This is a genomic window from Candidatus Symbiopectobacterium sp. NZEC135 (assembly GCF_025962695.1).
Genome location: NZ_JAGFPF010000005.1, coordinates 133,630 through 146,042 on the forward strand (window position 1 = coordinate 133,630; position 12,413 = coordinate 146,042).

Annotated in this window: 13 protein-coding genes and 1 other RNA gene; 9 read left to right on the forward strand and 5 right to left on the reverse strand. The window is 52.6% G+C overall.

The annotated features are described in order from the left end of the window. Positions 1–135: 135 nt before the first annotated feature. Both J5224_RS05095 and J5224_RS05100 read left to right on the forward strand, forming a co-directional pair. The gene (locus J5224_RS05095; protein WP_264624319.1) at positions 136–474 is read left to right on the forward strand and encodes a ComEA family DNA-binding protein; all 339 of its coding nucleotides are present in this window, start codon (positions 136–138) and stop codon (positions 472–474) included. 139 nt (positions 475–613) lie between these two features. Then, positions 614–1,042, forward strand: coding sequence for an acyl-CoA thioesterase (locus J5224_RS05100; protein WP_264624360.1), 429 nt, complete (start codon positions 614–616; stop codon positions 1,040–1,042). A gap of 48 nt (positions 1,043–1,090) precedes the next feature. On the opposite strand, the gene queC is transcribed toward J5224_RS05100, so the two are convergent. Then, a complete protein-coding gene (gene queC / locus J5224_RS05105; protein ID WP_264624320.1) occupies positions 1,091–1,789 on the reverse strand; it encodes a 7-cyano-7-deazaguanine synthase QueC in 699 nt (232 codons plus the stop codon). A gap of 95 nt (positions 1,790–1,884) precedes the next feature. Beyond that, complete coding sequence (locus tag J5224_RS05110) at positions 1,885–2,958, reverse strand: PLP-dependent cysteine synthase family protein (RefSeq protein ID WP_319802418.1); 1,074 nt, start codon at positions 2,956–2,958, stop codon at positions 1,885–1,887. Between the two features lie 288 nt (positions 2,959–3,246). On the opposite strand from J5224_RS05110, the gene J5224_RS05115 reads away from it, so the two are divergent. The 5 genes from J5224_RS05115 (at position 3,247) to amtB (ending at position 9,368) form a co-directional block, all read left to right on the forward strand. After that, positions 3,247–3,708 carry an Lrp/AsnC family transcriptional regulator gene (locus J5224_RS05115; RefSeq protein ID WP_264624321.1) on the forward strand — a complete coding sequence of 154 codons (462 nt, stop codon included), beginning with the start codon at positions 3,247–3,249 and terminating at the stop codon, positions 3,706–3,708. A gap of 154 nt (positions 3,709–3,862) precedes the next feature. Next, positions 3,863–5,632, forward strand: a complete 1,770-nt coding sequence (locus tag J5224_RS05120) for a SmdA family multidrug ABC transporter permease/ATP-binding protein (protein ID WP_264624322.1) — start codon at positions 3,863–3,865, stop codon at positions 5,630–5,632. Beyond that, positions 5,625–7,406: a SmdB family multidrug efflux ABC transporter permease/ATP-binding protein gene (locus J5224_RS05125; protein ID WP_264624323.1), complete on the forward strand. Its 1,782-nt coding sequence runs from the start codon at positions 5,625–5,627 to the stop codon at positions 7,404–7,406. The genes J5224_RS05120 and J5224_RS05125 overlap by 8 nt, the downstream gene beginning before the upstream one ends. 297 nt (positions 7,407–7,703) lie before the next feature. Then, entirely contained in the window at positions 7,704–8,042 is a 339-nt protein-coding gene (glnK, locus tag J5224_RS05130) for a P-II family nitrogen regulator (protein ID WP_195315229.1), read from the forward strand. A gap of 33 nt (positions 8,043–8,075) precedes the next feature. Continuing rightward, on the forward strand, positions 8,076–9,368 hold the full coding sequence (amtB, locus tag J5224_RS05135; RefSeq protein WP_264624324.1) for an ammonium transporter AmtB: 1,293 nt from the start codon (positions 8,076–8,078) through the stop codon (positions 9,366–9,368). An 83-nt stretch (positions 9,369–9,451) separates the two neighbouring features. On the opposite strand, the gene tesB is transcribed toward amtB, so the two are convergent. Beyond that, positions 9,452–10,318: an acyl-CoA thioesterase II gene (gene tesB, locus J5224_RS05140; protein ID WP_264624325.1), complete on the reverse strand. Its 867-nt coding sequence runs from the start codon at positions 10,316–10,318 to the stop codon at positions 9,452–9,454. Positions 10,319–10,575: 257 nt separating this feature from the next. Here tesB and J5224_RS05145 point away from each other — a divergent pair, with 257 nt between their 5' ends. Then, entirely contained in the window at positions 10,576–11,091 is a 516-nt protein-coding gene (locus tag J5224_RS05145) for a YbaY family lipoprotein (protein WP_264624326.1), read from the forward strand. A gap of 13 nt (positions 11,092–11,104) precedes the next feature. On the opposite strand, the gene J5224_RS05150 is transcribed toward J5224_RS05145, so the two are convergent. Then, the gene (locus tag J5224_RS05150) at positions 11,105–11,422 is read right to left on the reverse strand and encodes an MGMT family protein (RefSeq protein WP_264624327.1); all 318 of its coding nucleotides are present in this window, start codon (positions 11,420–11,422) and stop codon (positions 11,105–11,107) included. 198 nt (positions 11,423–11,620) lie between these two features. Between J5224_RS05150 and ffs the strand changes: the two genes are divergently transcribed. Then, an RNA gene (gene ffs, locus J5224_RS05155) (signal recognition particle sRNA small type) lies at positions 11,621–11,717 on the forward strand. Between the two features lie 456 nt (positions 11,718–12,173). Here ffs and J5224_RS05160 read toward each other — a convergent pair. Beyond that, positions 12,174–12,377 (reverse strand): HHA domain-containing protein, encoded by a 204-nt coding sequence (locus J5224_RS05160; protein ID WP_195315224.1) that lies wholly within the window; start codon positions 12,375–12,377, stop codon positions 12,174–12,176. Positions 12,378–12,413: the final 36 nt, after the last annotated feature.

Consider the following 12,413-nt stretch of genomic DNA (forward strand, 5'->3'; position numbering starts at 1 on the left):
TGCATTAATTTGTAATCCGCTGTAATAACAAAAGGCCGCTTTCGCGGCCTTTTCCACATTTCAACGCCGTGGTTTGTGCAATGTCCCTGATTTCGGCACCCTGTTCCTGCCAATTAATCAAGAGGGAGATACCGTATGAAAAGGAAAGGAATGTCAGCGCTGTGTTTGTGTCTGGCCTTGGGTTTATCTGCTTTCACAGGCGGGACACTGGCTCAAACGGGAGAGGCGGCAGCAAACGGTGGAGCCTCATCATCACCGTCACAGTCAACGGCGTCGACACAGGAAACGGTGAATATCAATACGGCGACCGCGCAGCAATTGACCCAGCTACAAGGGATAGGCATGCGTAGAGCGGAGGCGATCGTGCAATATCGCGATGAGAACGGTCCTTTTACTGACATTGCACAGTTGCAGGAGGTGCCCGGCATCGGACCGATGCTGATTGAGAATAACCGAGCGCGCCTCGTGCTGTAAGCGTCCGATTCGTTGTAATCCCGATCTCTGGTGCTACGCCTGCACGGCAGTGCGGTTATTCACTGCCGTTATTTTCTGCTAACCTTAGCAGCAGGTCCAACCAGTTTGTGGCGTTAATTTGTTGAGGAGTCATTACGTGGTGCATACCTTTATTACTGTTCGCGGCTTTCACATTGATGTCTATCAGCATGTCAACAACGCACGCTATCTGGAGTTTATGGAGGAGGCGCGTTGGCAATGGCTGGAGAATTTGCCCGCTTTTCAGTGGATGCAACAGCATGACATTGCGTTTATCGTGGTCAATATCAACATCAATTATCGTACCCCGGCGGTATTAGGGGACGTGTTGCGTATTGAGAGCGCTTTGTTGCACCTCAATGCCAAAAGTGGCGTGATTAGCCAAAAGATGGTGCGTACTACGGATGAAGCTGCAGTGGTCGATGCCACCTTAACCTTTGTCTGTATCGATCTAACGACGCAAAAGGCATTGCCGTTGGAAGGCGAGTTGTTGGCGCATTTGCAGGCGTTTATGCAGCCACCAGCCTCCGATGGTTCATCAGTAGCGTAGTGAACGTGGGGTAAGGTGCTAGCCAGCTTACCCCGCTATTCGCTGACCTTATTGCAAACCGGTTTTACGTTTCATTGACGCCATCACGCCGACCCGATCTTGCTGATACTGCGTTAAGCCATTTGCACGCAAATGACACGCCGCACACTGGCCGCAACCGTCGCCCTGAATCCCGTTGTAGCAGGTCAGCGTCTGGTTGCGCACCGTATCCAGATGGTGGTAATGGTCAGCCAATGCCCAGGTTTCGGCCTTGTTGAGCCACATGAGCGGCGTAATAAACGCAATGTCACGGGCGATGCCGAGCACGATAGCGTGATTTAAGGCTTTGACAAACTCATCACGGCAGTCAGGATAGCCCGAAAAGTCGGTTTCACAGACGCCAGTGATCACCGCTTGCGCGCCGACCTGATAGGCATAAATGGCCGCCAGCGTAAGAAACAGAATATTGCGTCCGGGCACGAACGTACTGGGAATACCGGACGCAGAGGGGTCGTAATCGGGTACGGCAATATTGTCGCGCGTCAGGCTACTGACAGCCAATTCATTGAGTAAACCGACATCCAGCACTTTGTGTGCTTTGGCCCCCAATTTATTTGCAAGCGCGCGCGCAATATCGATTTCTGCCCGGTGGCGCTGACCGTAGTCGAAAGTGACACAGTGCACTTCATCATACAGGCTGAGTGCCTGAATCAAACAGGTGGTGGAATCCTGCCCGCCGCTAAAAACGACAACCGCGCGTTTTGTCATTGCTCTACCTTTGATGCTCAAGGGCGATGCGCCCCGTGTGACGTAAAAGGTACATGCTATAGCAAAACCGTGCCGTTTTCAGCGTTAACGCGGTATCAGGCCAAAATCAGCTCTCGTTGATTCTGTGATTGCCCCGCGTTGAGTTGCGCCAGATACGGGCTGATATCGCCGATGTTTTGCGCTACCCAGTCGGTATTGTAATAGGTATCCAGATAACGCTCCCCGCTGTCACACAGCAGGGTGACGATCGCCCCTTGTTTACCCTGCGCGCGCATCTGATTAGCCAGTTGTAACATGCCCCAGACGTTAGTACCGGTGGATGCGCCGACCTTGCGTCCCAAAATACTCTCCAGCCAATACAGTGTGGCAATGCTGGCGGCATCCGGTACCTGCATCATGCTGTCGATCACGTCAGGAATAAACGAGGGCTCTGCGCGTGGGCGACCGATCCCCTCAATTTTACTGCCGCAGTGCCCCGTCAGGCCGCGGTCACGCTGATGGTAGTAATCAAAAAACACCGAGTTCTGTGGATCGACCACCATCAACTGTGAGTCGATACCCTGATAGCGGATATAGCGCCCTAAAGTGGCGGAAGTGCCGCCGGTGCCTGCACTCATCACGATGTAATCGGGAACCGGGTAGGGTTCACGCGCCATCTGGCGGAAAATACTGTCAGCAATATTGTTATTGCCACGCCAATCGGTAGCGCGCTCAGCGTAGGTAAACTGATCCATATAGTGGCCGTTCAGTTCACGCGCCAGTTGCTCCGATGCCGCATAGATCTGGCTGGATTGCTCAACGAAGTGGCAGTGTCCACCGTAGAAGGCAATCTGTTCCACTTTACGCTTGGCAGTACAACTGGGCATAACGGCAATAAAAGGCAGGCCCAGCAGGCGAGCAAAGTAGGCTTCCGAGATGGCGGTGCTGCCGGAAGACGCTTCAATAATGGGTGTGCCTTCCTTAATCCAGCCGTTGCACAAGCCATACAGAAACAGCGAACGCGCCAGGCGATGCTTCAGGCTGCCGCTTGGGTGCGTGCTTTCATCCTTGAGATAGAAGTAAATCCCTGGATAGTGCGGTAATGTCAGGCGAATCAGATGGGTATCGGCAGAACGCTGAAAATCCGCATCAATAGCGCTAATGGCCTGTTTCACCCATGCCGTTGTCATGATCTTGCTCTCTTTACCCGTTTTGCATTTATAGGGATAGCGTATCTGGTTTTGTGGAAAAAAAGATTGTTTTTTTAACTTCAATTAAGGGCTTCTGGGTAATTATTTTCTTTAAATTCTCATTTATATGGGTTTTTTTTCTTCTGTTTTCGATTTTTATGGAAATTGATTTGTCTTATGGCTCTGGCGTGGGATGATAAAAGGAAAACGGCGGGTTTTTCCGCACGTTGGTTGCCTTTTCATTCTGTTGCGCGTGAAATAGGGGGAAAATGATTCTGGAATGCCGCTATGCTGGATAAAATCGATCGTGCGCTGCTAAACCTATTGCAACACGACTGCACCTTGTCGTTGCAAACGCTGGCCGATGCGGTGCATTTGACATCGACCCCCTGCTGGAAACGTCTAAAACGTCTGGAAGAAGAGGGCTATATCCGTGCTCGCGTTGCGCTGCTGGATAACGAACGTCTGGGGTTGGGGTTGACGGCTTTTGTGCTATTAAAAACGCAGCAGCATAACAGTGCCTGGTATGAAAAATTTTCCCAGGTGGTATCGGATATGCCCGAAGTGTTGTCATTTTATCGCATGGCGGGAGAGTACGATTACCTGATGCAGGTCCAGGTCGCCGACATGAAAAGCTATGATAATTTTTACAAACGTCTGGTTAGCGGCATTCCTGGTCTGATTGATGTGACCTCCAGCTTTGCCATGGAGCGGATAAAGTACACCACCGCACTCCCGATCGCTCCGTGATGAATCTCCTCTGTGAGATTCTGCCTTGGGGCAGTGCTTGCCGCCTTGCTGCAACCCGAATTATTTCGGGTATAAATGATGACGCGCATAAGCTTTCTGTATAATGGCCCTGTGATGTTTTGCAGCCCTTTCTGGAAAATGGAATAACAACAGCGTGCGACTTTTTGCTCAATTGGCCTGGTATTTTCGTCGAGAATGGCGGCGATACCTCGGGGCCGTGGTTCTTCTTATCATTATCGCCATCCTGCAACTGCTGCCACCTAAGCTGGTTGGTGTGATTGTGGATGGCGTTACGCGCGATGCGATGCCCGCAGCGGCGGTAATGAAATGGATCGGCGTGATGCTGCTGATCGCGGTTATGGTTTATCTGTTGCGTTATGTATGGCGCATCTTTTTGTTTGGCGCTTCATACCAGTTGGCCGTGGAGCTGCGGGACAGTTTTTATCGCCAGTTGAGCCTCCAGCATCCTGCTTTTTATCTGCGTCATCGTACTGGCGACCTGATTGCTCGTGCCACCAACGATGTCGATCGCGTGGTGTTTGCCGCTGGGGAAGGGGTGTTGACGCTGGTGGATTCCATGGTAATGGGATGCGCGGTGTTGGTGGTGATGAGTACCCAAATCAGTTGGCAACTGACTCTGTTGGCGCTGTTGCCGATGCCCATTATGGCGTTGGTGATCAAACACTATGGTACACAGTTGCATCAGCGCTTTAAGGGCGCACAGGCGGCATTCTCTTCACTGAACGATCAGGCGCAAGAAAGCCTGACCAGCATTCGTATGATCAAGGCCTTTGGGTTGGAGGATTACCAGTCAAGCCGGTTCGCGGCAGTGGCTGAGGATGCGGGGCAAAAAAACATGCACGTGGCCCGGGTCGATGCGCGTTTCGACCCGACGATTTATATCGCCGTCGGTTTCTCACACCTGCTTGCCGTCGGGGGTGGCAGTTGGATGATTGTTCAGGGGACGTTGACGTTAGGGCAACTGACCAGCTTCGTGATGTATCTGGGCCTGATGATTTGGCCGATGCTGGCGCTGGCGTGGATGTTCAACATCGTGGAGCGCGGCAGTGCGGCTTACGGGCGGATTCGACAACTGTTGAATGAAGCACCGGTGGTGGCAGACGGCGATGCACCACTGCCACCGGGCCGCGGTAATTTGGATGTCGATATTTGCGCCTTTGCTTATCCGCAGCAATCGCGCCCGGTGCTGGATCGGGTGGCGTTCTCGCTCGCGCCGGGCAACATGCTGGGACTGTGCGGCCCTACCGGTTCCGGTAAAAGTACGCTTTTAGCTTTGATCCTGCGCCATTACGATCTCGATGACGGCGAGATTCGCTTTCATGGCCTTCCGCTCGCAACGCTGAATCTGGATAGTCTGCGTCAACGTTTCGCGGTGGTCGGGCAAACGCCCTTTTTGTTCTCCGACACCGTGGCGAACAATATTGCGCTCGGGAACCCCAGCGCCACGCTGGCGCAGATTCAGCACGCCGCACGTCTGGCCAGCGTCCATGATGATATTACGCGCTTACCGCAAGGCTATGAAACCCAAGTGGGTGAGCGCGGCGTAATGCTCTCCGGTGGACAAAAACAGCGTATTGCCATTGCACGCGCGCTGCTGTTGGACGCGGAGATCTTGGTCCTTGATGATGCGCTGTCGGCGGTTGATGGGCGCACCGAGCACCGTATTTTGCAAAACCTGAAACGTTGGGGTGAGAAACGCACGTTGATTATCAGCGCGCACCGTCTTTCGGCCCTCACTGAAGCCGACGAAATTCTGGTTTTACAGCAGGGTAGCGTGGCGCAACGTGGCAGCCATGGCACATTGGCGTCGCAAGTCGGATGGTATCGCGACATGTTTCGCTATCAGCAGTTAGAGGCGGCGCTGGATGAAGAGCCGGTCAAGAGAGAGATGACAATTGGCTAACGCAAAGCAGTTATGGCCGACGTTAAAACGGCTATTGGCGTATGGTTCTCCTTGGCGGAAATCCCTGATCTTGGGCGTGGTGATGCTCTGGGTGGCAGCAGTTGCCGAAGTGGCTGGGCCGGCACTGGTAAGCTATTTCATCGATCATCTGGTGGCAAAAGGCAATATTCCTCTGGCACTGGCGGGGGGCTTGGCAGCGGTTTATATTTTGCTGCAATTGTCCGCTGCACTGTTGCATTACGTGCAATCGCTACTGTTCAACCGCGTTGCGGTAGGCGTAGTACAACAGTTGCGTATTGATGTGATGGATGCTGCGTTGCGTCAACCGTTAAGTACCTTTGATACGCAACCCGTGGGGCAACTGATTTCCCGCGTTACCAATGACACCGAGGTGGTGCGCGATCTGTATGTCACCGTGGTGTCCACCGTACTGCGCAGTATGGCGCTAATCGGAGCCATGCTGGTAGCGATGTTCACGCTCGATTGGCGCATGGCGCTGATTGCCGTGATGATCTTCCCCGCAGTGGCTATTGTGATGGCGATCTATCAGCATTTCAGTACGCCGATTGTGCGGCGGCTGCGCCGCTATCTGGCAGATATTAACGATGGTTTTAATGAGGCGATCTCGGGCATGTCCGTGATCCAGCAATTCCGCCAACAGGCGCGTTTTGGTGACAAGCTGGGTGCTTCAAGCCGCGCGCATTTTCAGGCAAGAATGAAAACGCTGCGACTCGATGGCGTACTACTGCGCCCGCTATTGAGCCTATTTTCTGCCATGGTGCTGTGTGGGCTGTTGATTCAGTTTGGTTTTAGCTCGGTGGGAACGGTCGGTGTTGGTGTGCTTTACGCCTTTATCAGCTATCTGGGTCGTCTCAACGAGCCGTTGATTGCGTTGACCACCCAGCAGTCTATGTTACAACAGGCAGTAGTCGCCGGTGAGCGTATCTTTGAACTGATGGATGCGGTGCAGCAGTCCTATGGCGATGATTCGCGCCCATTAGCGGCGGGCAGCATCGAGATGGAGAACGTGTCTTTTGCCTACCGGGATAATCAGCGCGTCCTGAACCATATCAGCGTGCAGGTGCCAGCGCGCGGCTTTGTGGCGCTGGTTGGGCATACCGGCAGTGGCAAGAGTACGTTAGCGAGTTTGTTGATGGGATATTATCAACCGGATGAAGGGGAAATTCGGCTGGATGAGCGTCCGCTGACGTCGTTATCCCATCAGGTATTACGACAAAATGTCGCAATGGTGCAACAAGACCCTATGGTATTGGCGGATTCACTTTATGCCAACGTTACGCTGGGGCGCGAAATTCCTGAAGATGAAGTGTGGCGCGTCTTGGAGATTGTTCAGCTCACCGCGTTGGCAACGGCACTGCCTGAAGGCATACACAGCGCCATTGGCGAGCAAGGCAATACGCTTTCTGTGGGACAAAAGCAGCTTCTTTCTCTGGCCCGTGTGTTGGTGAAACCACCCAAAATACTGATTCTTGACGAGGCGACGGCCAATATTGATTCTGGCACTGAGCAGGCGGTTCAGCGTGCATTGCGTCTTATCCGTCGTCACACCACGCTGGTGGTGATTGCGCACCGTCTTTCCACCGTGGTCGAGGCTGACAATATACTGGTGCTACATCATGGTGAAACGGTAGAGCAGGGGACGCACGAGCAATTACTGCAACGTCGCGGGCGTTACTACCAGATGTATCAACTGCAACTGGCGGGGCAGGAGTTGGCTGCCAGCGAGGATGAACCCGTTTCCGTCATTGGATAAAAGGTGTACTGCCTGTTGCGCTGGTTTTTATCCGCGCACCATCAACAGGCAGATGATTTTCATTTTTCCGTCTCGTGCACCGCAATTACGCGCGACGCACCAAATTGATGCACTGCGTGTGCGCAACATCACATCTTTATCCTTTCCTTTTACTTCTCCAGGCAGGTTCCACGTTATTTCCCTGTGCAATTATCGGTTCCTTTCATTTATGGCACAGCCTTTGCTTTATCCCTGTCGTGAAGGTTATTCGAAATGGTGGCGGGCGTAAGTCTGAACTTAATTGGTAAGGGGAAGATAATGAAACTGGTTACTGTGGTGATAAAACCATTCAAGCTGGAAGATGTGCGTGAAGCCTTATCTTCTGTCGGCATCCAGGGGCTCACCGTCACTGAGGTGAAGGGATTTGGACGCCAGAAAGGCCATGCCGAGCTGTATCGCGGTGCTGAATATAGCGTCAACTTTTTGCCGAAAGTGAAAATTGATATTGCCATCGCTGACGATCAGGTTGATGAAGTCGTTGATGTGATTAGTAAAGCGGCTTACACCGGTAAAATTGGCGACGGTAAGATTTTTGTTGCTGAACTGCAACGCGTTATCCGTATTCGTACGGGCGAAACTGACGACGCCGCACTGTAATGCCTGGCTGACGAAAAATTGGGATGGATGAAAATGAAAATACGTGTCTCTTCATTATTAGGCCTTGCCGCCGCAGCGCTACTTCCGTCGCTGGCAATGGCCGCTGATACACCGGCAATCGATAAAGCGGATAACGCTTTTATGATGATTTGTACCGCGCTGGTACTGTTCATGACGCTGCCCGGCATTGCGCTGTTCTACGGCGGCCTGATTCGCTCCAAGAACGTGCTCTCCATGTTGACCCAGGTTACCGTAACGTTTGCCATGGTGTGCGTGCTGTGGGTTATCTACGGTTACAGCATGGCCTTTGCGACCGGTAATGCCTTCTTTGGCGGACTGGATATGTTCATGCTTAAAGGCATCGAGCTGAAATCGCAATCTGGCACGATTTACCAACTGATTCACGTCGCGTTCCAGGCTTCCTTCGCGTGCATTACTGTCGCGCTGGTGGTTGGTGCGATTGCTGAACGTATCCGTTTCTCTGCGGTACTGATTTTTGCTGCTATCTGGCTGACATTCTCTTATCTGCCGTTGACGCACATGGTCTGGGGCGGCGGCTTCCTGGCGGCTGATGGCGCGCTGGACTTCGCAGGCGGTACTGTGGTGCACATCAATGCCGCGGTTGCGGGGTTGACCGGTGCTTATCTGCTGGGCAAACGTGCCGGTTTCGGTAAAGAAGCCTTCAAACCGCACAACCTGCCGATGGTGTTTACCGGTACCGCTATCCTTTATGTCGGCTGGTTTGGCTTTAACGCCGGTTCTGCTGCTGCCGCTAACGAAATCGCCGGTTTGGCTTTCCTGAATACCGTAGTGGCTACTGCTGGTGCGATTCTGGCGTGGGTTATCGGTGAGTGGATGGCGCGCGGCAAACCTTCTTTGTTAGGTGCCTGTTCCGGTTGTATCGCGGGCTTGGTTGCTATTACGCCAGCGGCGGGCACTGTGGGTGTGGGTGGTGCGTTGATTATTGGCCTGATAGGCGGTTTTGCAGGCCTGTGGGGTGTGACGGTACTGAAAAGATGGCTGCGCGTTGATGACCCGTGTGATGTGTTCGGCGTTCACGGCGTATGCGGTATCGTAGGGTGTATCCTGACTGGGGTCTTCACTTCGGCTTCTCTGGGCGGTGTTGGCTACGCAGAAGGCGTCACCATGGCGCATCAGGTTTGGGTGCAGCTGTTTAGCGTGATCATCGCGTTCATTTGGTCCGGTGTTGCTGCGTTCATCGCGTTCAAAGTGGCAGACCTGGCCGTTGGCCTGCGTATTCCTGAAGAACAAGAGCGTGAAGGCCTGGATGTTAACAGCCACGGCGAAAACGCTTACAACCAGTAAATGGTCTAAAATAGGAAAAACGCGGACTTCGGTCCGCGTTTTTTTTGCTTAATCGCTGATAGCGAGGAGTTCTACACCGTTTTTCAGGGCGCACTATGCTGGCGCATCACGCCCTCTTGTACTGTTGAAGCGACAAGCACCCCTTCGCGCGTGTAGAATTGCCCGCGAACAAAACCGCGAGCACCTGATGCTGATGTGCTTTCCACCGTGTAGAGCAGCCAGTCATCAAGGCGGAAAGGACGGTGGAACCACATCGAGTGGTCGATGGTGGCGACTTGCATACCCGGCTCAAGGAATCCAACGCCGTGCGGTTGCAACGCAGTGAGCAGAAAATTGCAGTCCGATGTATAACCCAGCAGGTATTTATGAATGCGTTCGTCATCGGGCATGGTGCCATTGGCTCTGCACCATACGTGACGCACGGGTTCATCCACGTGACCTTTGAGTGGGTTATGAAATTTTACCGGCCGCATTTCGATGGCGCGCTGTTGCAGAAATTTGTCACGGAACTGTTCAGGCAGTAAATGTACCATGCTCTGCGCAATCTCTTGTTCTGAAGGCAAGGATTCAGGCGCAGGGACTTCCGGCATGGTGTTTTGATGTTCAAAGCCGTTCTCTTGGCGCTGAAAAGAGGCGGTCATAAAAAAGATAGGCTTACCGTTTTGGATGGCGCTGACACGCCGTGCGCTAAAACTGTTGCCATCACGCAGGTTCTGCACATCGTAGACAATGGGTTTTCGGCTGTCTCCCGGCAATAAAAAGTAGCTGTGAAAGGAGTGCAACCCTCGGCCCGCTTCGACAGTCTGTTTGGCCGCATACAGTGCCTGACCGACCACCTGCCCGCCGAACACCTGGCGTAGCCCTAAATCTTCGCTTTGTCCCCGGAAGAGTCCTTCCTCGATCTTTTCCAACTTCAGCAATTCGAGAAGATGCTGTAGTGCATGGCTCATGGATACTCTCCCTTGGTGGAAATAAGTGTCGTTAATGTATAACGGTAAGTCATCAAGCCTATAAGGGCGGGCAGTAAGCTTCAGCATCGGTATTTTCGAAAAATGATAAATTCAGAATGTTGAACGCTGCCAAATGGCTAATGTAGGTCATACTTTCATTATCGCGTCAGTGTAAGCATGCAGCGCAAAACGTTTGTGTTATGCATTGCAGCTAATGCCTGACGTCGTTACAGACAATAACGAAAGGAGACTCGCCAATGAAATTATGGCATATCTTAGGTGGTATCACGTTATCTGTCGTGTTGACTGGCGCGGCGCTAGCCGCGACAACCGTCACCGATTCGCCGACCGCTGCACAAACCCAGCTTGCCATGCCTGCTGTCAGCGGTACCATTAATCTGCATCAGCGCATCGCGCTGCCGCCCAATGCTGCCTTAACGGTTACGGTTTCTGATGCCAGCGTATCGGATGCGCCGTCGCGCGTGGTGGCGCAAAAGGTAGCATGGACGGATGGGAAACAGGCGCCGTTTATCTTCTCCTTGCCGTATAACCCTGCCGACATTCAGCCGAATGCGCGTATTTTGCTCAGCGCAGCGGTGACCATTGATAATCGCGTGGTGATGGCGACGCAGGACATCCCTGCGGTGATCACCAACGGTGTGACGCGCGCGGATTTGCTGTTGATTCCCGTGGAGTCAGTGGCACTGCCAACCCATTCGCAGGGAGGTATGTTGACACCCAGTGCACAAGCACCGCTCAGCACTCAGGGGTAACACCTCGTGGCTCTCAAGGCGTTTCGCCCTGCCAGCCATAGCGTGCGAGATCGATTTTGCCCTGACGTGTAAAGGTTATCCCTTCGGCCCTGAGCGCTTCGCGTTGACGAATGTAATCCGGGCCAGTCAGCGAAATTTCACCATGACGATTTATTACCCGATACCAGGGAAGCGAGCTGCCTTCGGGCAGCTTTTTTAATACGCCACCAACCTGGCGGGCAGCGCGTGCGGAACCCGCCAGTCGGGCCACCTCCCCGTAGGTGGTCACCTTGCCCCAGGGGATGGCGGCTACGATATGAAAAACGCGCTGGCGAAAGTTATCCTGCTCCATCGCTGCTCCAGTAAATATTACGATCATCCGATATAGTGGCACAGCAGCGCAGGCTTGCAAATGGGCGTTTCGGCGGGTGAGAAACGGAAATCGAATAAGAAAACAACGGTTGGCTGCGGTCAACTTGCAATTGAGGGGCGCATACCCGATAATGCCCACGCTCTGTACCACGCAGAGCCAACGAATCAATGGAGGCCCTGTCGGTTCTCCCGCAACATTACCCTGTGGACTCGGTCAGGTCCGGAAGGAAGCAGCCGCAGCAGGAGACGTGTGTGCCGGGATGTAGCTGGCAGGGCCTCCACCCTTTTTAGCACTTGTCCTTTATTTTCCGCGCTTTTTACCCTCATTCTTTTCTTTCTGTTCTACGTATTGGATACGTTTATCGACGATATCCCGTCGCTGATAATGTGCTCTAATTGGTATTAAAGTGCGTAGGGATAAGAAGAGGGCGTTCACGCGAGTAAAATAGAATTGCACCAAAAAAAGGCAATAAAAGAAATCTATATTGAGATCAAGGTCTGTGATTTACAATTGTGATATTTACGTAAGCAAAGGGCGTAGAGAGAGTAAAACGCCAGCGATGAGGCTGGCGTTAGATATTCATCCTAAATCATTTAGATATATACCTGCGATACTTCAATTTGCCTCTGCGCTGGCTGCATACACTTACCCGAATCACTTACTTGAGTATGCTGTAACCCCTGTTGCCTTCCTGCAACTCGAATTATTTTGGGTATATAAGCACAATGATTTAACGTACGTATTTCCAAACGGCGGTAGGGACCTTGTCGTAAAGCTTGTTCATCGTTAGCTCGGCTAAACGATGATCGGCAGCGGAATAAAACATTTCCAGCTCGTCGCTGGACAACTCATACTTGTTCTTCTCGATAACGCGTTCAAGCGTGTCAATCGTTGTACACTTGCGTAAGCGCATCAAATAATCAATTTTTTTCATGGCGACCTTTATCAAAACAATACCAGCACCTGGTGG